The organism is Muricoccus nepalensis (genome assembly GCF_006438825.1).
In the GTDB taxonomy this organism is placed as follows: Bacteria; Pseudomonadota; Alphaproteobacteria; order Acetobacterales; family Acetobacteraceae; genus Roseomonas; species Roseomonas nepalensis.
The window spans coordinates 199,231-222,181 of sequence record NZ_RCZP01000002.1; the positions used below are offsets into that span (position 1 = coordinate 199,231).

Sequence of the window (22,951 nt, forward strand, 5' to 3'; positions counted from 1 at the left end):
ACCGCGCCGGGTGGCCGACGCCTCCGCAACAACCGGGCGCCTCACGGCTTGTTGCCCCGCAGCATGCTTGGCCGGGTGGCCCCTTGCTGCGATCCCCGACCGAGCAATCAGCGATGCCGGAACCGGGAACCATGACCGCCAACGACCGTTGCTCGGCGATGCGCTCCATCGCCCTGTACCACGTGAACCCGCTCCTGCTCGGCCCGCTTTCCGGCTGGAAGCCCGAGCTGGAGAGGGTGGCCGGCCTGGGATTCGGGGCGGTCTGCATGCCGCCGCCGCTCTCGCCGGGGCGCTCGGGCCACCTGATGGAGGTGGCGGACCACGACCGCGCGCACCCGCTGCTGGAGGCCGGCACGGGCGGCACCGCGGCCATCGCCGCCATCGCCGAGGCCTGCCGCGCGGCGGGGCTCGGCCTCTGGCTCGACCTCGAGCCGCAGCACGTCGCGAGCGAGGGCGCGCTCGTCGCCGCCCATTCCGACTGGTTCCACCGGGCCGACGCCGCGCTGCCCGACCCGCGCGGCGGCGCGCTCCGCCCCGGCCTCGCGCGGCTGGACCTCGCGTCGGAGGGGGCGCTCGCCTTCTGGGAGGCGCGGCTGCAGGACTGGGCGGCGGCGGGGGTCGCGGGCTTCCGCGCGGTGCGGCCCGGCGAGGTGCCGGCGGCGGCCTGGGCGCGGCTGACCCGCGCCACCCCGGCCGGCTTCATCGCCTGGAACACCGGCCTGCCCTGGCCAGAGGCCGCGGCGCTGCGGCGCGCGGGCTTCGACGCGCTCGCCTCCTCCGTGGCCTGGTGGAACGGGCGCGACGCCTGGTTCATGGCGGAACGGGAGGCGGTGGGCGGACCCCTGGTCGGCTTCCCCGAGGCGCCCTTCGAGACCCGCGCCGCGGTGGAGGAGGGCGACGAGGCGGCCCGCGGCCGCGCCGCCGCCCTCTCCCTCCGGCTCGCGGCCACGCTCTGCGACGCGCTGCTCGTGCCCCAGGGCTTCGAGTACGGCGCGCGCCGGCCTTCCAACCCCGCCCAGGACCGGCCGGGCGACTGGGCCTGGCTGCGCGAGAACGCGCCCTACGACCTCTCGGCCGAGATCCGCGAGGCGACCGCCCTCGTCGCCGCCCTCGCGCCCCTCTCGGGCGCGCCGCTCCGCGCGCTGACCGGGCCGGGCGCGCCCGTGCAGGTGGTGATGCGAGCGGCGGAGGACCCGCGGGTCGCCTCCTCGGCCACGCTCGTCGTCGCCAACCCCGACCGCCGGGCGGCCGCGACGCTGCTGCCCGAGACGGTGCTGCCCGGCCTCGCCGGCGGCCCCGCGCCCTTCCTCGACGCCGACGGCGAGGCGCTGGTGCCGGGCCGGCCCGTCACGCTGCCGCCGGGCGCGGTGCGGGTTCTGCAGGCCGGGCGCGCGAACCCCGTGGTCCGCCTGCCGGCCTCCCGCATGCCGCCCGAGCAGGGCGTCGCCCTCCCCCGGATCGGCATCGAGGCGGTGACGCCGCTGGTCGACGGCGGCCGCTTCCCCGTGAAGCGCACGGTGGGCGAGGTGGTGACGGTGGAGGCCGACATTGTCGCCGACACCCACGCAACCTTCGGCGTCGCGCTGCTCTGGCGCACGGCGGACGAGAAGGGCTGGCGCGAGGTGCGCATGGCGCCGCTCGGCAACGACCGCTGGACGGCGAGCTTCCCGCTCGAGCGCCTGGGCCGCTACGTCTTCGCGGTGGAGGCCTGGCTCGACGTCTTCGCGGGCTACCGGGACGAGCTTTCCAAGAAGCACGCGGCGGGCGTGAACGTCTCGCTGGAGCTGGAGGAGGGGCGCCGCCTCGTCGTGAAGGCCGCCGGCCGGATCGGCGCGACGAAGCGGCCGCTGAACCTGCTGGCCAAGGCGCTGGAGGGTGCGGCCGATTCCGAGCGCCTCGCGCTGCTGCTCTCGCCGGAGACCGCGGGGCTGATGGCGCTGGCCGACGACCGCCCGCACCGCGTGCGCCAGAACCCCGCCGGCGGGGTCGAGGCCGAGCGCATCGCGGCGCGCTTCGCGAGCTGGTACGAGGTCTTCCCCCGCAGCCAGTCCGGCAGCGAGGAGCGCCACGGCACGCTCGACGACGTCATTCGCCAGCTTCCGCGCGTGAAGGCGATGGGCTTCGACGTGCTCTACTTCCCGCCGGTCCACCCGATTGGGCGGAAGAACCGCAAGGGCCGCAACAACACGCTGACGCCCGGGCCCGACGACGTGGGCAGCCCCTACGCCATCGGCTCCGAGGAGGGCGGGCACGACGCGCTGCACCCCGCGCTCGGCACCATCGAGGACTTCCACCGCCTGCGTGACGCCGCCTACGCGCACGGGCTGGAGCTCGCCCTCGACTTCGCCATCCAGTGCGCCCCGGACCATCCCTGGCTGAGGGAGCACCCGGAGTGGTTCGACTGGCGCCCTGACGGCACCATTAAGTACGCCGAGAACCCGCCCAAGAAGTACGAGGACATCGTCAACGTCGACTTCTACGCCGCCGGCGCCAAGCCCTCGCTCTGGGTCGCCCTGTATGAGGCCGTGAAGTTCTGGGTGGACCAGGGCGTGAAGATCTTCCGCGTGGACAACCCCCACACCAAGCCGCTCCCCTTCTGGGAGTGGATGATCGGGGAGATCCGCGCCGACCACCCGGACGTACTGTTCCTCTCCGAGGCCTTCACGCGGCCGAAGGTGATGTACCGCCTGGCGAAGAGCGGCTTCACGCAGTCCTACACCTACTTCACCTGGCGCGAGACGAAGGAGGAGATGGCGGAGTACCTGACGGAGCTGACGACGACCGCCCCGCGCGACTTCTTCCGCCCGAACTTCTTCGTCAACACGCCCGACATCAACCCGCGCCACCTGCAGACCGGCGGGCGGCCGATGCACCTCTCCCGCGCGGCGCTGGCCGCGACGCTGTCGGGCCTCTGGGGCGTCTACCAGGGCTTCGAGCTCTGCGAGGCGACGCCGGTGCCGGGCAAGGAGGAGTACCTCGACAGCGAGAAGTACCAGATCCGCGCCTGGCCGGACCGCCGCCCCGGCGACATCGTGGACGAGGTGACGCGCCTGAACCACATCCGCCGCGCGAACCCGGCGCTGCAGACCCATCTCGGCGTCACCTTCCTGCCGGCCTACAACGACAACGTCCTCTTCTACGAGAAGGCGACGCCGGACCGTTCCAACGTCGTGCTCGTGGCCGTCTCCATGGATACCTCTGCGGCGCAGGAGGCGGGTTACGAGCTGCCGCTCTGGCGCTTCGGCCTGCCCGACCACGAGGGGCTGGAGGTGGAGGACCTGATGCGCGGGAACCGCTTCGCGCTGCACGGCAAGTTCCAGCGGATGCGCCTCGACCCCGCCGACCTGCCCTTCGCCATCTGGCGCGTGCGCCCCTTTGGCGCCTGAGAGAACCACCATGCCCGACGATGCCGCCTCCAAGACCGACGTCGCGACGACCGGCGCCATGCCCAACCACCAGGCCGACCCGCGCGACCCGCAGTGGTACCGCGACGCGGTGATCTACCAGCTCCACGTGAAGTCCTTCTTCGACGCGAACGACGACGGCGTCGGCGACTTCCCGGGGCTGATGGCGAAGCTCGACTACATCGCGGAGCTCGGCGTCGACACGCTCTGGCTGCTGCCCTTCTACCCGAGCCCGCGCCGGGACGACGGCTACGACATCGCCGAGTACACCGGCGTGCACCCGGACTACGGCAGCGTGGAGGACGCACAGCGCTTCATCGAGGAGGCGCATCGCCGGGGCCTGCGCGTCATCACCGAGCTCGTCATCAACCACACGAGCAACGAGCACCCCTGGTTCCAGGCCGCGCGCAACGCGCCCAAGGGATCGCCCGAGCGGAACCTCTACGTCTGGTCCGACACGGACGAGATCTACCAGGGCACGCGGATCATCTTCCTCGACACCGAGAAGTCGAACTGGACCTGGGACCCGGTGGCTGGCCAGTACTTCTGGCACCGCTTCTTCTCCCACCAGCCTGACCTTAACTTCGACAACCCGGAGGTGGTGGAGCGCGTGCTCGGCGTCATGCGCTTCTGGCTCGATGCCGGCGTGGACGGGCTGCGCCTGGACGCCGTGCCCTACCTGATCGAGCGCGACGGCACCACCAACGAGAACCTGCCCGAGACGCACGACGTCCTGAAGCTCATCCGCAAGGAGCTCGAGCGCGGCTACGCCGGCGTCGGCAAGATGCTGCTCGCCGAGGCCAACATGTGGCCCGAGGACACGCAGCAGTACTTCGGCGAGGGCGACGAGTGCCACATGGCATTCCACTTCCCGCTCATGCCCCGCATGTACATGGCGATCGCCCAGGAGGACCGCTTCCCGATCACCGACATCCTGCGCCAGACCCCGGACATCCCCGAGGGCTGCCAGTGGGCGATCTTCCTCCGCAACCACGACGAGCTGACGCTCGAGATGGTGACGGACAAGGAGCGCGACTACCTCTGGAACACCTACGCCGCCGACCGGCGCGCGCGCATCAACCTCGGCATCCGCCGCCGCCTCGCGCCCCTGCTGGAGCGCGACCGCCGCCGCATCGAGCTGATGAACGGCCTGCTGATGTCCATGCCCGGCACGCCCGTGATCTACTACGGCGACGAGATCGGGATGGGCGACAACATCTACCTCGGCGACCGCGACGGCGTGCGCACGCCCATGCAGTGGTCGCCCGACCGCAACGGCGGCTTCTCGCGCGCCGATCCCGCGGGGCTCGTGCTGCCCGTCATCCAAGACCCGCTCTACGGCTTCCAGGCCGTGAACGTCGAGGCGCAGACGCGCGACGCGCACAGCCTGCTCAACTGGATGCGGCGCATGCTCGCCACCCGCAAGCGCAGCCAGGCCTTCGGCCGCGGCTCCATGCGGCTGCTCTATCCCGGCAACCGCAAGGTGCTGGCCTACCTGCGGGAGATGGAGAACGGGGAATCCATCCTCTGCGTCTTCAATCTCTCCCGCTCCGCCCAGGCGGTGGAGCTGGACCTCGCGCAGCACGCGGGGCGGGTGCCGGTCGAGATGCTCGGCGGCACCGCCTTCCCGGCGATCGGCCAGCTCACCTATCTCCTCACCCTGCCGCCCTATGGCTTCTACTGGTTCGTCCTCGCGACGGAGCAGGCCCTGCCGCCCTGGCATGTGAAGGCGCCCGAACCCTTGCCCGACCTCCGCACCATCGTCTTCCCCACCACGGCCACCGCCATGGGCCCCGCCCAGCGCGGCGAGATCGAGCGCGAGGTGCTGCCGGCCTGGCTGCCCAAGCGGCGCTGGTTCGCCTCCAAGGGCGAGGCCATGCAGTCCGCGAAGCTGCGGGCGCTGGCGCCCATCCCCGGCGGCATCCACACGCTGCTCGCCGAGATCGAGGTGACGCTGCCCGGCCGCACGGAGCGCTACGCCGTGCCGCTCGCGGCCATGGAGGAGGACGAGACACCCGGCCCGCTCGCCTACCAGCTCGCGCTGTCCCGCGTGCGCCAGGGGCGGCGCGTGGGCTACCTCACCGACGCCTTCGCCTCCGACTACTTCGTCCACCGCGTCCTCGGCGCGCTCCGCCAGGGCGCTGTGGCCGAGACCGAGGACGGCACCGTGCGCTTCGTCGGCAGCGAGCGCCTGGGCGCGATGGACCTCGGCGAGCAGCCGGAGGTCCGCCGCCTGCCGGGCGAGCAGTCGAACTCCTCTATCATCGTCGGCGAGCAGGCGGTGCTGAAGATCCTGCGCAAGCTGGTGAACGGCATCCACCCCGAGGCCGAGGTCACGCGCCACCTGACAGAGGCCGGCTTCGAGAACATCGCGCCGCTGCTGGGCGAGGTCGTGCGCACCGGGCCGGATGGCGTGCCCGTCACCCTCATGCTGCTGCAAGGGTTTGTGCGCAACCAGGGCGACGGCTGGGGCTGGACCCTCGACTGGCTCGCCCGCGCCGCGGACCAGAGCGTGGCCGGCAGCGGCACCGGTGCCGACGACGAGACCGACGCGCTCGCGGGCTACCTCTCCTTCATCGCGGCGCTCGGCAAGCGCCTGGGCGAGCTGCACGCGGCGCTCGCCGCCCCGAGCGACGACCCGGCCTTCTCGCCGGAGGTGGCGGGCGAGGCCTCCCGCACGGCCTGGGCGGAGGGCGCGATCGCGCAGCTCGATCCCGCGCTGGACCTGCTGGAGGGGGCGGATCTCGCCGGGGAGGACAAGGCGCTCGCCGAGGGCCTCCTCGCCCGCCGCGAGGCGTTGAAGGAGGCCGCGCGCAAGCTCGCGCAATCGGCCGATGGCGCGCTGATGACGCGCGTGCACGGCGACTTCCACCTCGGCCAGGTGCTGGTGGCGCAGGGCGACGCGGTGATCGTCGACTTCGAGGGCGAGCCCGCGCGCACGCTCGAGGAGCGCCGCGCCAAGGGCAGCCCGCTGCGCGACGTGGCGGGGCTGCTGCGCTCCCTCGACTACGCGGCGGCCGCGGCGTCCTCGGCGCTCAGCACCGCTCTGCCGGAGCGCCGCGAGACGCTGCTCGCGCGCTTCCGCGCCGAGGCCGGCGCGGCCTTCCAGGCGGCCTATCACGAGGCGGAGGCGGCATCGCCCGTGCAGTGGGCGCCCGCCGCCACGCGCGACGCGCTGCTCGACCTCTTCCTGCTCGAGAAGGCCGCCTACGAGCTGCGCTACGAGGTCGCGAACCGGCCGGCCTGGCTCCCCATCCCGCTGCGCGGCCTCGCCGCGCTGGCCGACCGACTGGTGACGGCATGAACGACGTGATGCAAGCGGCCCTCGACCCGGCCCTCCAGGCCATCGCGGAGGGCCGCCACGGCGACCCTTTCGCGGTGCTCGGCCGGCACGGCGGCGTGGTCCGCACCTTCCAGCCCGGCGCGCTCGGCGTGGAGGCCGTGCCCGGAGGCGGCGCGCCCGTCGCGCTCCGGCAGGTCCATGACAGCGGCCTCTTCGAGGGCGATGTGCCGCCCGGCCCCTACACGCTCCGCGTCACCTGGCTCGGCGGCGTGCAGGAGACGGAGGACCCCTACGCCTTCGGCCCTCTCCTCGGCGACATGGACATCTACCTCTTCGGCGAGGGGCGGCACCACGAGATGGGCCGCGTCTTCGGCGCGCGGGCGATGGCGGTGGACGGCGTTCCCGGCGTGCGCTTCGCGGTCTGGGCGCCCAACGCCCGGCGCGTCTCGGTCGTCGGCGGCTTCAACTCCTGGGACGGCCGGCGCCATCCCATGCGGCTGCGCGGCGCCTCCGGCATCTGGGAGATCTTCGTGCCGCGCCTCGCGCCCGGCGAGCACTACAAGTACGAGATCCTCGGCCCCCACGGCGGCGTGCTGCCGCTCAAGGCGGACCCCGTCGCGGCCGCGGCCGAGCTCGCGCCCGGCACCGCCTCCATCGTCGGCAACCCGTCTCCCTACGCCTGGCGCGACGGCGCCTGGATGGAGGACCGCGGCGCCACGCAGGCGGTCAGCGCGCCCATCTCCATCTACGAGGTGCACCCGGGGTCCTGGTGGCGCGCCGACGACGGCCATGCCGGCGACTGGGACAACCTCGCCTCCCGCCTCGTGCCCTACGTGAAGGGGATGGGCTTCACCCATGTCGAGCTGCTGCCGATCATGGAGCACCCCTTCGGGGGCTCCTGGGGCTACCAGCCGCTCGGCCTCTTCGCGCCCACCGCCCGCTTCGGCACGCCCGAGGGCTTCGCGCGCTTCGTCGAGGCCTGCCACGAGGCCGGGATCGGCGTCATCCTCGACTGGGTGCCCGCGCATTTCCCGTCCGACGCCTTCGGGCTCGCCCAGTTCGACGGCACGGCGCTCTACGAGCACGCGGACCCGCGGGAGGGATTCCACAAGGACTGGAACACCCTCATCTACAACTTCGGCCGCACGGAGGTGCGCGGCTTCCTCATCGCCTCCGCGCTGCACTGGCTGGAATACTACCACGTCGACGGCCTGCGCGTGGACGCGGTGGCGTCGATGCTCTACCGCGACTACTCCCGCAACGCCGGCGAGTGGGTGCCCAACGTCTTCGGGGGGCGCGAGAACCTCGAGGCCGTGGCCTTCCTCAAGGAGTTGAACGAGGCCGTGCGCCAGCGCTGCCCCGGCGCCGTGATGATCGCCGAGGAGAGCACCGCCTGGCCCGGCGTCTCCAAGCCCGTCTCCGACGGGGGCCTCGGCTTCCACTACAAGTGGAACATGGGCTGGATGCACGACACCCTCCACTACATGGAGGAGGACCCGATCAACCGCCGCTGGCACCACGGCGAGATGACCTTCGGCCTCGTCTATGCCTTCTCGGAGAACTTCGTGCTGCCCCTCTCCCATGACGAGGTCGTGCATGGGAAGGGATCGCTGCTCGGCAAGATGCGGGGCGACGACTGGCAGAAGCGCGCCAATCTCCGCGCCTACCTCGCCTTCATGTGGACCCATCCCGGCAAGAAGCTCCTCTTCATGGGCATCGAACTCGCCCAGCCGACGGAGTGGAACCACGACGGCCAGCTGCCCTGGCACCTGCTGGACGATCCCCGCCACCGCGGCGTGCAGGAGCTGGTGCGCGACCTGAACCGGAGCTACCGCGCGCTGCCCGCGCTCCACCAGCGCGACGCGGACCCGCAGGGCTTCGCCTGGGTGGTCGGCGACGACAACACGAACAGCGTCTTCGCCTTCCTGCGCCTCGGCGCGGACGGCAGCCCGGCCCTTGTCGTCTGCAACATGACGCCGGTGCCGCGCCTCAACTACCGCATCGGCGTTCCCCGCGGCGGCTACTGGCGGGAGGTCCTCAACACCGATGCGGGCCATTACGGCGGTTCCGGCGTCGGGAACTTCGGCGGGGTGGAAGCGACCGGCGAGGCCTCGCACGGGCAGCCCGCATCGCTCATGCTGTCCCTGCCCCCGTTGGCGACCCTTATTCTCGCGCCCTGAGGACCAGCACGCCCATGCCGATAGAGCCGACCCGCCTCGAGACCGGGAGGCCCTATCCCCTGGGTGCCAGCTGGGACGGGCTGGGCGTGAACTTCGCGGTCTTCTCGGCCCACGCGGAGCGGGTCGAGCTCTGCCTCTTCAACGCCAACGGCCGGCGGGAGGTGGCGCGCCACGACCTGCCGGACTGCACGGACGAGATCTGGCACGGCTATCTGCCCGACGCCGGCCCGGGCACCGTCTACGGCTACCGCGCGCACGGCCCCTACGAGCCCACGCGCGGCCACCGCTTCAACCCGACGAAGCTGCTGCTCGACCCCTACGCGAAGCAGATCGTCGGCAACGTCACCTGGTCGGACGCGCTGTTCGGCTACCGCGTCGGCAACCAGCGCGCGGACCTGACGATCGACCGCCGCGACAGCGCCGCCGCCATGCCCAAGGGCGTGGTGGTGGACGACCGCGCCTATGAGTGGGGCCGCGACCGCCCACTCGAGCGCCCCTGGGCTGACACCATCATCTACGAGGCGCACCTCAAGGGCCTGACGCGTCTGCACGAGGAGATCGAAGGGCCGGTGCGCGGCACCTTCCAGGCGCTCGGCCACCCCGCTGTCATCGACCACCTGCTGAAGCTCGGCGTGACGGCGGTGGAGCTGCTGCCCGTGCACGCCTTCCTGCAGGACCGCTTCCTGGTGGAGAAGGGCCTGACGAACTACTGGGGCTACTCGACCCTCTCCTTCTTCGCGCCCGAGCCGGCCTATCTCGCGACCGGCGCGCTGAACGAGGTGCGCGCCGCCGTCCGCCGCCTGCACGAGGCGGGGATCGAGGTCATCCTCGACGTCGTCTACAACCACACCTGCGAGGGGTCGGAGATGGGCCCGACCCTCTCCTGGCGCGGCCTCGACAACGCCTCCTACTACCGGCTGCTGCCCGACAACCCCCGCGTCTGCATCAACGACACCGGCACCGGGAACACCGTGAACCTGTCGCACCCGCGCGTGCTGCAGATGGTCATGGACAGCCTGCGCTATTACGTCGAGAGCTTCCACGTCGACGGCTTCCGCTTCGACCTGGGCAGCGTCCTCGGGCGCGAGCACACGGGCTTCGACCCGGGCGCGGGCTTCTTCGACGCAATCCGCCAGGACCCCGTCCTCTCCCGCGTGAAGCTCATCTCCGAGCCCTGGGACATCGGGCCGGGCGGCTACCAGCTCGGCAACCACCCGCCGGGCTTCGCCGAGTGGAACGACAAGTTCCGCGACGGCGTGCGCCGCTTCTGGAAGGGCGACGAAGGCATGCGCTCCGACCTGGCCGCGCGGCTGACGGGATCGGCGGAGCTGTTCGACCGGCGGCGGCGTAAGCCCTGGGCGAGCGTGAACTACATCGCCTCCCACGACGGCAGCACGTTGGAGGACCTCGTCTCCTACGACCACCGCCACAACGAGGCGAACGGCGAGGACAACCGCGACGGCCATGGCGACAACCACTCCCACAACTGGGGCGTGGAGGGGCCGACCGACGACCCGGAGATCCTCAAGCTGCGCGGCCGGCTCAAGCGCGCGATGCTTGCGACCGTCCTCTTCTCCGCGGGCACGCCGATGCTGCTCGCGGGCGACGAGATCGACCGCACGCAGCGCGGCAACAACAACGCCTACTGCCAGGACAACGAGGTCTCCTGGGTAGACTGGTCGCGCGGCGAGAGCGAATCCGCCCGCGTCATGGCCCGCTTCACCGCGCGGCTGACGCGGCTGCGCCACCGGCTGCCCGCGCTGCGCCCCGCGCATTTCCCGCACGGCCGGTCCGAGCCGCTGCCCGGCCTCTCCGACACCCAGTGGTTCGGCCAGGACGGCCAGCCCCTGACCTCCGAGGCCTGGGGCGACCCCGTCTCCAAGACCTTCGCCATGCTCCGGGCGGACGGCGTGGAGGAGGGGGGCGCGGACACGGTGCTTCTGCTGATGAACGCCGACAGCGCCGACCAGCCCTTCACCCTGCCCGGGGTGGCGCGGAGCTGGCGCCTTCTCCTCGACAGCGCCGACCCCGAGGCCGAAGAGCGAACGCTAGAGGAACGAGAGGAAACCGTGCAGGTCTGCGCGCGCTCCGTGGTCCTGTTGTGGAGCCGCCTGGACCAGACATGACGACCCCCGCCCCCGCTGCCGCCCCCGCAACAACCCTGTGGGGGCCGGTCCTGCACGACGGGGGCGCGACCTTCCGCCTCTGGGCGCCCTCCAGCGAGGGGGTGACGCTGGAGGTCGAGGGGAGGGAGCCCGTCCCGATGCGGCCGGCGCCCGGCGGCTGGTTCACCGCCGAGGCCCCGGCCCGCCCCGGCGACCGCTACCGCTTCCGCACCGCGCCCGACCTTCTGGTGCCCGACCCCGCGGCCCGCGCGCAGGCGGGGAGCGTCCACGGCGCCTCCGTTCTCGTGGACCACGACGCCTACCGCTGGCGCCACGCGGAATGGCGCGGGCGCCCCTGGCACGAGACGGTCCTCTACGAGCTCCACGCCGGCGCCTGCGGCGGCTACGCCGGCATCCGCGCCATGCTGCCCCGCCTGCGCGACCTCGGCGTGACCGCGGTGGAGCTGATGCCCCTCGCGGCCTTCTCCGGCGACCGCAACTGGGGCTACGACGGCGTGCAGCCCTTCACGCCCGATCCCTCCTACGGCACGCCGGAGGAGCTGAAGGCGATGGTGGACGAGGCGCACGGCCTCGGGCTCTCGGTCTGCCTCGACTGCGTCTTCAACCATTTCGGCCCGGACGGCGCCTACCTGCACGCCTACGCGAAGGAGTTCTTCGACGAGGACATCCACACGCCCTGGGGCGCCTCGATCGACTTCGCCCGCCCCGAGGTGCGCGCCTTCTTCGAGGAATGCGCGCTGCTGTGGCTGCGCGACTACCGCATCGACGGGCTGCGGCTCGACGCCGTGCACGCCATCGCCGACCAACCCTGGCTCGACGTGCTGGCGCGGCGCATCCGCGCGGAGATCACGGGGCGGGAGGTCCACCTCGTGCTCGAGAACGAGGGCAACACCGCCTCCAAGCTCGTGCCCGGCCTCTACGACGCGCAGTGGAACGACGACGGGCACAACACCCTCCACCCGCTGCTGACCGGCGAGAGCGAGGGCTACTACGAGGACTTTGCCCCCGAGGGCGCGACGAAGCTCGCCCGCGTCCTGGCGGAGGGATTCCTCTTCCAGGGCGAGAGCATGCCCCATCTCGGGCGCCCCCGCGGCGAGCCCTCGGCGCACCTGCCGCCGACCGCCTTCGTGCTGTTCCTCCAGAACCACGACCAGGTCGGCAACCGCGCGATGGGCGAGCGGCTGGACGCGCTGGCCGATCCCGCCGCGCTCCGCGCCGCGACCGCCCTGCTGCTGCTCTGCCCGCAGATCCCGATGCTCTTCATGGGCGAGGAATGGGGGGCGACCGCCCCCTTCCTCTTCTTCACGGGCTTCGAGGACCCCGAGCTGGCCAAGGCGGTGAAGGAGGGGCGGCGCAAGGAGTTCGCGCATTTCTCCGCCTTCCGCGACGAGGCCGCCCGCGCCCGCATTCCTGACCCCAACGACCCCCGCACCTTCGAGGCCTCCCGCCCCGACCCGGCGGAGGCCGCGCGGCCGCCGCACGACGCCATCCTCGCCCACCACAAGGCGCTGCTGGCCCTCCGCCACGCGGAGATCATTCCCCGCCTGGCCGGCGCGAAGGCGGAGGGCGCGGAGCCGGTTGGCAAGGCGGCGGTGGTCGCCCGCTGGCGCCTGGGGGACGGCGCACGGCTCACCCTCGCGGCGAATCTTGGCCCCGATGCAGCCCATGTTAGCGCGGCCGGCGCCCGAACCGTGTTCGAGAGCGCGCCCGGCGCCGCCGCCTCGCTGGCCGCCGGCACGCTTCCCCCGCACACGACCATTGCCCTGCTGGACCCCCCTGAATGAACGACCATGACCTCCGCGATCTCGCCCGCGACGCCGGGATCGCGGTGGAATGGCGCGACGTGAACGGCCGCGACCACGAGGTCGGGCCGGCGCCGATGCGCGCCATCCTCGCCGCCCTCGGCCTGCCCGCGGGCAGCGAGGCCGAGATCCGCGACAGCCGCGCGCGGCTGCACGAGAGCCGCCGCGGCCTGCCGCCGCTCTGCACGGCGCTGGTCGGCGAGACCGTCCTCCTCGGCCTGCCCGGCGAGCCCGACTACCGCCTCCGGATGGAGAGCGGCGAGGTGCGCGAGGGCCGCGCCGCGCAGCGGGACGGCCTCTGCACCCTGCCGGCCGTGGCGGAGCCCGGCTACCACCGGCTGGAGATCGCCGGCCACCGCACGATCCTCGCGGTCTGCCCGCGCCGCGGCCACGCGGTCGCGCCGGGCGCGCGGCCCTGGGGGCTCGCGCTGCAGCTCTACTCGCCGCGCCGCACGGGGGATGCCGGCATCGGTGACTTCACCGGCCTCGCGCAGCTCGCCGCCAGCGCCGCGCGGCGGGGGGCGGACGCGATCGCCATCTCGCCGGTCCACGCCCAGTTCTCGGCCGACCCGCACCGCTTCTCGCCCTACTCGCCCTCGTCTCGCCTGTTCCTGAACGTCCTGCACGCGGACCCCGCCTGCCTCGGCGCGGAGGCGCTGCGCGCGGCGCTCGCCACGACCGGGCAGGCGGAGGAGTTCGCCCGGCTCGAGGCGCTGGACCTCGTGGACTGGCCCGCCGCCGCGCGCCTCCGCCTCTCGCTCTTCCGCGCAATCTTCGACGATTTCGCGGGCGACCCCGCCTTCGACCGCTTCCGGGAGGAGGGCGGCGAGGCGCTGGAGAGCCACGCGCGCTTCGAGGCGCTGCACGCCCATCTCTACGGCCGGGATCCCGCCCTCTGGCACTGGAAGGACTGGCCAGAGGAGTACCGCCGCCCGCAGGCCCCGGGGGTCGAGGCCTTCGCCGCCGCGCACCCGCGGGAGGTCGCCTTCCACGCCTTCCTGCAATGGATCGCCGACCGCGGCCTCGGCGGGGCCCAGGCGGCCTTCCTGGAGGCGGGGGCGGGCATCGGCCTTATCGCGGACCTCGCGGTGGGCACCGACGGCGGCGGCAGCCACGGCTGGTCGCGGCAGGACCAGATCCTGTCGGGGGTGGGCGTCGGCGCGCCGCCCGACATCTTCTCGCCGCTCGGCCAGTCCTGGGGCATCTCCGCCTTCTCCCCGCGCGGGCTGCGGGACAACGGCTACGCCGCCTTCCTCGAGATGCTCCGCGCCGCCATGCGCCACGCGGGCGGGGTGCGCATCGACCACGCCATGGGCCTCGCGCGCCTCTGGCTCGTGCCGCAGGGCCAGGACGCGACCGAGGGCGCCTACCTCCACTTTCCCGTGGACGACATGATGCGCCTCGTCGCGCTCGAATCCGCGCGCCATCGCTCCATCGTCGTCGGCGAGGACCTCGGCACCCTGCCGGACGGCTTCCTGGAGCGCCTGGACGCGAACGGCGTGATGGGGCTCCGCGTCCTCTACTTCGAGCAGGAGAAGGACCGGAGCTTCAAGCCGCCCGCGGCCTGGTCACCCGGCGCCGTCGCCGTCACCACCACCCACGACCTGCCGACCGTGGCCGGCTGGTGGCGCGGGCGCGACATCGACTGGCGCGTGCAGCTCGGCCTGCTCGGCGAGGGGGCGGACGGCACGCCCCAGCGCGAGGAGCGCGCCGGCGACCGCGTCCGCCTCTGGGACGCCATGCGCGCGAGCGGCGCGGCCGAGGGGCCGATGCCCGGCGAGGACGAGGGCGCGGAGGTCGCGACCGCGGCCGCCCGCCACGTCGCCTCCGCCGCCTGCGCCCTCGCCCTCCTGCCGCTGGAGGACGCGCTGGCGCTGGATGAGGCGCCGAACCTGCCGGGCACCACCGGCGCCCACCCGAATTGGCAGCGCCGCCTGCCGGGCGAGGCCGCGACCCTCCTCGACGGCCACGACACGGCCGCCCGCCTCGACGCCTTCGCCCGGGCCCGGTGATCGCGCCCCGCCACGGGGCGCCCCGGCCGCCTGGGTCGCCCCGCGGAACGACCGGTGACGCGCCCGGCAGGGCCGCGTTGACGAACCCAGCAGCACGCCCGCTGAACAGCCCGACCAAGGTGGCCCCCTGATGCCCGCTCCCGCCACGCCGCGCGCCACCGCCCGGCTGCAGTTCCACAAGGACTTCCCGCTCGACGCCGCCGTGCCGCTGGTGCCCTACTTCGCGAAGCTCGGGATCAGCCATCTCTACGCCTCGCCCATCCTCAAGGCGCGCCCCGGCTCCACCCACGGCTACGACATCGTCGACCCCAACCGGATCAACCCGGAGCTCGGCGGGGAGGAGGCGCTGCACCGGCTCGTGGAGGCGCTGCGCGCGCACGACATGGGCCTCATCCTCGACATCGTGCCGAACCACATGGGCGTCGGCGGCGCCGACAACGGCTGGTGGCTCGACGTGCTCGAATGGGGTCCGGGGACGCCCCACGCGCGCTTCTTCGACATTGACTGGAACCCGCCCGACCCCGACCTGACGGACCGGATGCTGGCGCCCTTCCTCGGCGCGCCCTACGGCACCGTCCTCGAATCCGGCGACCTCGCGCTGCACTTCGAGCCCGAGAGCGGCAAGATCTACGCCGAGTACTTCGAGCACCGCTTTCCCCTCGCGCCGCCGACCTACGCGATGCTCCTCGACGCGATCGAGGAGCCGGCGCTGACCGGCCTCGCCCAGACCTTCCGCGCGCTCGCCGCGGGGGGCGACCCCGCGGCCACGCGCGCCGCGGCGAGCCTCGCCCTCGACATGCTGGCCCGCCACGCCGGCACGCCCGAGGGACGCGCGCAGGTCGACGCGGCGATCGCGGCGCACGACCCGAAGGACGAGGCCGGCCGCGCGCGCCTGCACGCGCTGCTGGAGGCGCAGCACTACCGCCTCGCCTGGTGGCGGGCGGCGACGGACGAGATCAACTGGCGCCGCTTCTTCGACGTCACCTCCCTCGGCGGGCTGCAGGTGGAGCGGCCGGAGGTCTTCGAGGCGACCCACGCCCTCATCCTCAAGCTCTACGAGGACGGGCTGATCGACGGCGTGCGCCTCGACCACGTGGACGGCCTGGCCGACCCGCGCGGTTACTGCCGCAAGCTCCGCCGCCGCCTCCAGGCGCTGGAGTCGAGGCGTCCCGAGGGCGCGCCGCGGGGCGAGCCGCTGCTGCTCGTCGAGAAGATCCTCGCGCCGCACGAGAAGCTTCGCCGCGACTGGATGGTGGACGGCACCACCGGCTACAACTTCATGGACGAGGTCTCGGCCGTCCTGCACGACCCCGAGGGCGCGGAGCCGCTCGCCGCGCTCTGGCACGCCCAGACCGGCCGCCCCGCCGATTTCGGCGAGGAGGCGCGCGAGGCGCGGCGGCAGATCCTGCGTTACAACCTCGCCTCCGAGCTGAACGGCACGGCGGCGGCGCTGCGGCGCATCGCGGCGCACGACCTCACGACGCGCGACTTCACCCTCACCGCCATCCGGCGCGCGCTGACGGAGGTGCTCGTCCACTTCCCCGCCTACCGCTCCTATCTCGGCATCGCCGGGCGCAACGAGGCCGACCGGCGGCTGCTGGACTGGGCGATGGCCGGGGCGCGGCGCACGGTGCGCGCGACGGAGCGCCCGCTGCTCGACCTTCTGGACTCCTGGCTTGGTGGCGACCCGCCGCGGAACCTGCCGCACGCCCAGCGGCGCGAGCGGCTGCGGGCAGCCGTGCGCTTCCAGCAGCTCTCCGCCCCCGTCGCCGCGAAGTCGGTGGAGGACACGGCCTTCTACCGCTACGGCCGTCTTCTCTCGCGCAACGAGGTGGGCTCCGAGCCCTCGCACTTCGCGATCACCCCCGCCGCCTTCCACGCGACCGCGCGCGAGCGGGCGAAGTACTTCCCGCGGGAGATGCTGGCCACCGCCACGCACGACCACAAGCGCGGCGAGGACACCCGCGCGCGCCTGGCCGTGCTGTCGGAGATGCCGGAGGAGTGGTCGGGCATCCTCACGCGCTGGACGCGGCTGAACGCGGTGCTGAAGAAGGAGGTCGACGGCGAGCCCGCGCCGGACGCGACCGACGAGATCATGCTCTACCAGTCCCTCATCGGCGCCTGGCCGCTCGACCTCGAGCCGGGGGACGAGGAGGGGGTCGCCGCCCTCGTCGCGCGCCTCGCCGCCTGGCAGGAGAAGGCGCTGCGCGAGGGCAAGCGGCGCTCCGAGTGGGCCGTGCCGAACGAGCCCTACGAGGCCGCCTGCCGGGACTTCATCACGGCCATGCTGGCGATGGACCGCCCGTCCCGCCTGCGGGAGGAGGTGGCGGCCCTCGTCGCGCGCCTGTCGCCGGCCGGCGCCGTGAACGGCCTCGCCCAGACCCTCATCCGCTGCACCGCGCCGGGCATCCCCGACCTCTACCAGGGCACGGAGTTCTGGGACTTCTCCCTCGTCGACCCCGACAACCGCCGCCCCGTGGACTTCCCCGCCCGCGAGGCCGCGCTCGAGGCCGGGGAGGCGCCGGCCGACCTTCTCGCCCACTGGAAGGACGGGCGGGTGAAGGCGGCCGTGCTCGCCCGCGCCCTCGCGCTCCGCGCCCGCCTGCCGGCCCTCTTCGCGGAGGGCGACTACCTCCCGCTCGAGGCCGAGGGGCCGATGGCCGCCCATGTCCTGGCCTTCGCCCGCCGCCAGGGCGACACCGCCGCCGTCACCGTGGTCACGCGCCTGCCGGCGCGGATGCTGGGCGAGGACGGGCGGCCGCTGGTCCCCGCCGCCGCCTGGGAGGGGACCGTCCTGACCCTGCCGGCGCCGCTCGCCGGGATGGCCTTCCGCGACGCGCTCGGCGATGCGCCGGTGGAGGGGGGCGCCGGCCTTCCGATCGGCGCGCTCCTCGGGCGCCTGCCGGTCGCCCTGCTGGCGGCCGGGTAGGGGAGGGCGCGCCGCGGCGGTGGCGCCGGCCGGGGATGCGTGGCACTAGACTCGGTCTGGTGACGATCCGGAATCCCCGTGCTGACGCAACCGCCGCCTGAGCGCCCGAACTGGGCGGAGCAGAGACTGGCCCTGGCGCTCGAGGCCTCCGGCATCGCCGGCGCCTGGGACTGGGACGCCGGCTCCGACCTGATCCGCGCCGACGCCCGGGCCTGCCTGCTGCACGGGATGAGCCCGGCGGTGGGGGAGCGCGGGGCGACGGCGGCGGAGTTGCTCGCCCATGTCGTGCCCGAGGACCGGCCGGCGCTCGACCGGGCGCTGGTGGCGGCGCTGGCCGGCCGCGCGCCGCTCAACATCGCCTACCGCACCTGGCCGCCGGGCGGGGACGTCACCTGGGTGCAGCTCCGCGGCCGGGTGCTGCGCGACCGCGGCCGGCGCGCGAGCCGGCTGGCGGGGGTCGCGCTCGACATCTCCGAGGGCAAGGACACCGAGGCGGCGCTGCGCGACAGCGACGCCCGCTTCCGCGCCATTGCGGACACCATGCCGCAGATCGTCTGGTCCACCCTGCCCAGCGGCAGCCACGACTACTTCAACCGCCGCTGGTACGAGCTGACCGGCCTCTCCCCGGAGGAGAGCGTCGGCGAGGGCTGGGCGGTCGCGGTCCACCCGGACGACCAGGCCCAGGCCTGGGAGCGCTGGCGCCACTCGCTGGCCACCGGGGACGCCTACGAGGTGGAGTACCGCCTGCGCGTGGCCGAGGGCGGCTGGCGCTGGTTCCTCGGCCGCGCCCTGCCGGTGCGGGACGCGCGCGGGCGCATCACCCGCTGGTTCGGCACCTGCACGGACATCCAGGAGATGCGCCGCGCCGCCGAGGAGCGCGAGGTGCTCAGCCACGAGCTGAGCCACCGCATCAAGAACATCTTCGCCGTGGTCGCCTCGCTCATCTCCCTCTCGGCCCGGGGCCATCCGGAGGCCGGCCCCTTCGCGGAGGAGCTGCGCGGGCGGATCAGCGCGCTGGCGCGGGCGCACGAGTTCGCGCGCCCGCACAGCGTCGGCAGCCGGATGGTCATCGGCCGCACGACCCTCTTCGGCTTCCTGCGCGACCTGCTCTCCCCCTACGACATCTCCCCCGGCGACCCCCTGGGCGGGGCGGGGAAGCGCATCCGGATCGAGGGCGAGGACCGCAGCTTCGACGACGCCGCCGCGACGCCGCTGGCGCTGCTCTTCCACGAGCTGGCGACGAACGCGGCGAAGTACGGCGCGCTCTCCGCTCCCGGCGGGCGGGTGCTCATCCGGCTGGAGGCGGAAGCGGGGGCGGACGGGGTGGAACGAATCCTGCTGCGCTGGACCGAGGAGGGCGGCCCGCCGGTGCCCGGCCCGCCCGGCCGGGAGGGCTTCGGGAGCCGCCTGGCCATGGTCAGCGTGGAGGGGCAGCTCGGCGGCAAGGTGGAGCGGCGCTGGCTGCCCGGGGGGCTCGAGCTAGAGGCGCGGCTCCCGGCCGCCGCACTCCACCGGCGCCCGCCGCCCCAGCAGGCGTAGGTCCGCCGGCGGCCGGGCCGCCTGTCCCTCCCGCAGGGAGACGGCGAAGCGCAGCGTCGCGGCCAGGGCGTCGTCCGTAAAGGGTTTGGGAAGGATCCCGACCGGGCCGCTGCTATCGCGCGAGACCTGCCCGGGGTTGGCGGTCAGGTAGATCACCGTCGCGCCGCAGTCGCGGGCCAGCGTCTCGCCGAGAAGGGGGCCAGTCGGGCCGTCGCGCAGGTTGAGGTCCACCAGCGCGATGTCCACCCCCTCCCGCGCGTAGGCCAGGGCCTCGCGGGAATCGGCGGCGGTGGCGATGACCTCGTGGCCCATGTCCTCCAGCGCGTAGGCGAGGTCGAGGGCGATCAGGATCTCGTCCTCCACGATCAGGACGCGCTGGGACATGGTCAGGCCGTTTGCTGGAAGGGGGCGTCGGAAGGCATCCGAGAGGGAACCCGGGGGGCGGTGCCTCGGTTGCACTCCGTCATCGTTTTCGCCGCCCTGTGACCGCGGCCAAGGGTCCGCCCGGCCGCTAGGGGCGGAGCCGCTGGAGAAGGACCTCCTGCTCGTCCCGGTCCTCCAGCTCGCGGGTGACGGGCACGCGGTAGCGCGCGATCGTCTCCAGCCCGTCCCGCGGGGCGTAGGCGCGGCCCGGATCGGCCACCACGACGGCCGCGCCCGCCGCGGCGAGGCCCCGCAGCCAGGGCAGGATGTGGCGCGTCATCGGCGCCTCGTAGCAGACGTCCCCGGCGAGGATGAGGTCCCAGCGGCCGGGGCCGCCCACCACGTCGCCCGGCGCCTCGGTCACCGCCACGCCGTTCAGCCGGGCGTTGAGGCGGGTGGCGGCGTGGGCGAGGGGGTCGATCTCCGCGACCTCCACCAGGGCCGCGCCGGAGAGGGCGGCGGCGATGGCGGCCAGCCCGCCGCCGGCCGCGAAGTCGAGCACGCGGAGCCCCGCGACGCGGGAAGGGTCGTCGAGCACCCAGCGCGCCAGGGCCTGGCTGCCGGGCCAGGCGAAGGCCCAGAAGGGCGGCTCGATCCCGGCCTCGCCCAGCCAGGCCTCGGTCGCCTGCCAGATGGGCGTGATCTCGGTGGCGAGGTGGAGCGGGATCTCCGGCACCAGGGGCGCGCGGGCGACCACCGTGTGGGCGGCGACGAAGGCCTCGGGGTTCACGCGGCGCCGCGCCGGGGGGCGGGGGGCGCCACGGCCCTCACGCCCGCCCGATGAGAAGGGCGAGGGCGATCAGCAGCCCCGCGTCCCGGTTCGACTTGAACAGCCGGAGGCAGAGCGCGGGGTCGTGGATGTCGAGCCGCCACCACTGCCAGGCGAAATGCGCGGCCGGCAGCAGGAGGCCGACGAGGAAGGCCGGCCCCAGCCCCGCCCGCAGCCCGGCGGTCGCGACGAGGGCGATGCAGCCGGTGAAGGCCACCGCCAGGAAGGGCCGCGTCCGGTCGCCGAGGGCGAGGGCGGAGGAGCGGATGCCGACCAGCGCGTCGTCCTCGCGGTCCTGGTGGGCGTAGATCGTGTCGTAGGCCAGCGTCCAGCCGAAGCCCGCGGCCCAGAGCAGCAGGGCCGGGGGCGACAGCGCGCCGGTGGCCGCCGCCCAGCCCGTGGGCGCCGCCCAGGTGAAGACGACGCCGAGCACCGCCTGCGGCCAGTCCGTCACCCGCTTGGCCAGGGGGTAGAGGGCGATGGGGACGAGGGAGGCGATGCCGAGCAGGATGGCCGCGCGCGGAAGCTGGAGGAGGATGACGAGCCCCACCACCAGCAGCCCCGCCAGGAAGGCGAGCGCCTGCCGCGACGAGACGGCGCCCGAGGCCAGCGGCCGCCCCGCCGTGCGCTCCACCTGCCGGTCGAGGTCGCGGTCCCAGAGGTCGTTCACGACGCAGCCCGCGCCGCGCATGACGACGGCGCCGAGGCCGAAGAGGAAGGTGAGCCAGAGGCCGCGTCCCCAGGAGGGCGCCGCGGCCGCGAAGGCCCAGAGACCCGGCAGGAAGAGCAGCCAGGAGCCGATGGGGCGGTCGAGCCGCATGAGCAGCGCGTAGGGCACCAGCGGGGCGGGCAGCCAGGCGGACAGGCCCTCGCGGCGGATGTCGGTATGGGGTGCCACCGGCCCTCCTTCCGACGGATCGGCGCGGGTGTCCATCCCCGCAACATCCGGCCCAGGGCCCGGCGCACGCAGGGTTCAGCGGGCGGGAACTTGACGCCCCCCCGCCGCATCCCTTTGTTGCGGGTAACAGCCCCGGCTCCCGAATCCCGACGGGCGGAGCGGCGGCGGTCTCGGCGCTGGGATGGTCCAGGCGATCCGTGGCGACCTGGCCCACACCCAATGGACGAGCAAGAGACACGATGTCGAATCCTGGCGAGGCCGATCTCACGCCCATCGGGTCCGCGCGCGACCTGGCGGGCTGGTTCGCGGCGGGCAGCAAGCCGCGCGCGGCCTGGCGGGTGGGGACCGAGCACGAGAAGTTCGGCTTCCACCGCAAGACCCTCCTTCCCCCCGCCTACGAGCCCGCCGGCATCGCCGCCCTGCTGGAGGGGCTGACGGCCAAGGGCTGGGAGCGGATCGAGGACAGCGGCAAGATCATCGGCCTCAAGCGCGGCGAGGCGAGCGTCAGCCTCGAGCCGGGCGGGCAGTTCGAGCTCTCCGGCGCCCCCGTCGCCACCATCGGCGAGACCGAGGCGGAGCTGGAGGATCACCTGCGTGACCTGCACGAGGTGGCGGAGCCGCTCGGCATCGGCTTCGCGGGGCTGGGCTTCCACCCGCTGGCCACGCGCGACGCCGTGCCCTGGATGCCCAAGACCCGCTACGCGATCATGCGGAACTACATGCCGCGCGTCGGCGACATGGGCCTCGACATGATGCTCCGCACCTGCACCGTGCAGGCGAACCTCGATTTCGGGGACGAGGCGGACATGGTGGAGAAGCTGCGCGTCTCCCTCTCGCTTCAGCCGCTGGCCACCGCCCTCTTCGCCAATTCCCCCTTCCGCGAGGGCGAGGCGACCGAGTACCGCACGCTGCGCGGCCAGGTCTGGACCCGCACCGACCCCGACCGCACGGGCATCCCCGCCGTCGCCTTCGAGGACGGCTTCGGCTTCGAGCGCTTCGCCGACCACGTGCTGGACGTGCCCATGTACTTCGTCATGCGCGAGGGGAGCTTCGTGGACGCGACGGGCACGACCTTCCGCGACTTCATGGCGAAGGGGCTGCCCTCCGATCCCTCCGTGCGCGCCACCATGGGCGACTGGGCGGACCACGTGACGACGGTCTTCACCGACGTGCGCCTGAAGCGCTTCCTCGAGATGCGCGGGGCCGACATGGGCTCGGCCGCCATGGTCTCGGCGCTGCCGGCCTTCTGGGTCGGGCTTCTCTACGACGACGCCGCGCTGAAGGCCGCCGCCAGTCTCGTGCGCCCCTGGTCGGTCGCCCAGCTCCAGGCGCTGCGCGCCGACGTGCCGACCCGCGCGCTCGACGCCGTCATCGGGGGCGTGCCGCTGAGCGAGGTGGCGCGGGACGTGCTGACCATCGCGCGCGAGGGGCTGCGCGCCCGCGGCCAGGGCGAGGAGCGCTTCCTCGAGCCGCTGGAGCGCATCGCCGCCTCCGGCGAGACCCAGGCGGATGTCTGGCTGCGCCGCAACGCCGGCGACTGGGGCGGCGACGTCTCCCGCGTCTTCGAGGAGGCGGCGCTCTAGCGC

At 73.7% G+C, this 22,951-nt stretch carries 12 protein-coding genes; 9 read left to right on the forward strand and 3 right to left on the reverse strand.

The features are described from left to right. Positions 1-131: 131 nt before the first annotated feature. From EAH89_RS03190 to EAH89_RS03225, 8 genes are all read left to right on the forward strand, one after another. Positions 132-3,386 carry an alpha-1,4-glucan--maltose-1-phosphate maltosyltransferase gene (locus EAH89_RS03190; protein ID WP_140881327.1) on the forward strand — a complete coding sequence of 1,085 codons (3,255 nt, stop codon included), beginning with the start codon at positions 132-134 and terminating at the stop codon, positions 3,384-3,386. A gap of 58 nt (positions 3,387-3,444) precedes the next feature. After that, a complete protein-coding gene (gene treS, locus EAH89_RS03195; RefSeq protein WP_206667448.1) occupies positions 3,445-6,708 on the forward strand; it encodes a maltose alpha-D-glucosyltransferase in 3,264 nt (1,087 codons plus the stop codon). Then, the gene (gene glgB / locus EAH89_RS03200; RefSeq protein WP_170182832.1) at positions 6,705-8,867 is read left to right on the forward strand and encodes a 1,4-alpha-glucan branching protein GlgB; all 2,163 of its coding nucleotides are present in this window, start codon (positions 6,705-6,707) and stop codon (positions 8,865-8,867) included. The genes treS and glgB overlap by 4 nt, the downstream gene beginning before the upstream one ends. Before the next feature lie 14 nt (positions 8,868-8,881). Continuing rightward, positions 8,882-10,993, forward strand: coding sequence for a glycogen debranching protein GlgX (gene glgX, locus EAH89_RS03205; RefSeq protein WP_140881329.1), 2,112 nt, complete (start codon positions 8,882-8,884; stop codon positions 10,991-10,993). Then, positions 10,990-12,777 carry a malto-oligosyltrehalose trehalohydrolase gene (gene treZ, locus EAH89_RS03210; RefSeq protein WP_140881330.1) on the forward strand — a complete coding sequence of 596 codons (1,788 nt, stop codon included), beginning with the start codon at positions 10,990-10,992 and terminating at the stop codon, positions 12,775-12,777. Before glgX ends, treZ begins: the two co-directional genes overlap by 4 nt. After that, entirely contained in the window at positions 12,774-14,807 is a 2,034-nt protein-coding gene (gene malQ / locus EAH89_RS03215) for a 4-alpha-glucanotransferase (protein WP_140881331.1), read from the forward strand. The genes treZ and malQ overlap by 4 nt, the downstream gene beginning before the upstream one ends. A 130-nt stretch (positions 14,808-14,937) precedes the next feature. Continuing rightward, positions 14,938-17,736 (forward strand): malto-oligosyltrehalose synthase, encoded by a 2,799-nt coding sequence (gene treY / locus EAH89_RS03220; protein WP_140881332.1) that lies wholly within the window; start codon positions 14,938-14,940, stop codon positions 17,734-17,736. A gap of 78 nt (positions 17,737-17,814) precedes the next feature. Further along, complete coding sequence (locus tag EAH89_RS03225) at positions 17,815-19,275, forward strand: sensor histidine kinase (RefSeq protein ID WP_206667435.1); 1,461 nt, start codon at positions 17,815-17,817, stop codon at positions 19,273-19,275. Here EAH89_RS03225 and EAH89_RS03230 read toward each other — a convergent pair. The 3 genes from EAH89_RS03230 to ubiA form a co-directional block, all read right to left on the reverse strand. After that, a complete protein-coding gene (locus EAH89_RS03230) occupies positions 19,216-19,659 on the reverse strand; it encodes a response regulator (protein ID WP_140881333.1) in 444 nt (147 codons plus the stop codon). The two genes, EAH89_RS03225 and EAH89_RS03230, sit on opposite strands and share 60 nt — an antisense overlap. A 127-nt stretch (positions 19,660-19,786) precedes the next feature. Beyond that, on the reverse strand, positions 19,787-20,428 hold the full coding sequence (locus EAH89_RS03235; protein WP_140881334.1) for a class I SAM-dependent methyltransferase: 642 nt from the start codon (positions 20,426-20,428) through the stop codon (positions 19,787-19,789). A 37-nt stretch (positions 20,429-20,465) separates the two neighbouring features. Continuing rightward, on the reverse strand, positions 20,466-21,401 hold the full coding sequence (gene ubiA, locus EAH89_RS03240) for a 4-hydroxybenzoate octaprenyltransferase (protein ID WP_140881335.1): 936 nt from the start codon (positions 21,399-21,401) through the stop codon (positions 20,466-20,468). A gap of 203 nt (positions 21,402-21,604) precedes the next feature. Here ubiA and EAH89_RS03245 point away from each other — a divergent pair, with 203 nt between their 5' ends. Further along, on the forward strand, positions 21,605-22,948 hold the full coding sequence (locus EAH89_RS03245) for a glutamate--cysteine ligase (protein WP_140881336.1): 1,344 nt from the start codon (positions 21,605-21,607) through the stop codon (positions 22,946-22,948). The last annotated feature ends 3 nt before the right edge of the window (positions 22,949-22,951 follow it).

Coding starts and splice junctions, on each gene's coding strand:
- EAH89_RS03190 (WP_140881327.1), top strand. CDS start 132: ATGACCGCCAACGACCGTTGCTCGGCGATGCGCTCCATCGCCCTGTAC.
- treS (WP_206667448.1), top strand. CDS start 3,445: ATGCCCAACCACCAGGCCGACCCGCGCGACCCGCAGTGGTACCGCGAC.
- treY (WP_140881332.1), top strand. CDS start 14,938: ATGCCCGCTCCCGCCACGCCGCGCGCCACCGCCCGGCTGCAGTTCCAC.
- glgX (WP_140881329.1), top strand. CDS start 8,882: ATGCCGATAGAGCCGACCCGCCTCGAGACCGGGAGGCCCTATCCCCTG.
- malQ (WP_140881331.1), top strand. CDS start 12,774: ATGAACGACCATGACCTCCGCGATCTCGCCCGCGACGCCGGGATCGCG.
- EAH89_RS03245 (WP_140881336.1), top strand. CDS start 21,605: ATGTCGAATCCTGGCGAGGCCGATCTCACGCCCATCGGGTCCGCGCGC.
- glgB (WP_170182832.1), top strand. CDS start 6,705: ATGAACGACGTGATGCAAGCGGCCCTCGACCCGGCCCTCCAGGCCATC.
- ubiA (WP_140881335.1), bottom strand. CDS start 21,401: ATGGACACCCGCGCCGATCCGTCGGAAGGAGGGCCGGTGGCACCCCAT.
- EAH89_RS03230 (WP_140881333.1), bottom strand. CDS start 19,659: ATGTCCCAGCGCGTCCTGATCGTGGAGGACGAGATCCTGATCGCCCTC.
- treZ (WP_140881330.1), top strand. CDS start 10,990: ATGACGACCCCCGCCCCCGCTGCCGCCCCCGCAACAACCCTGTGGGGG.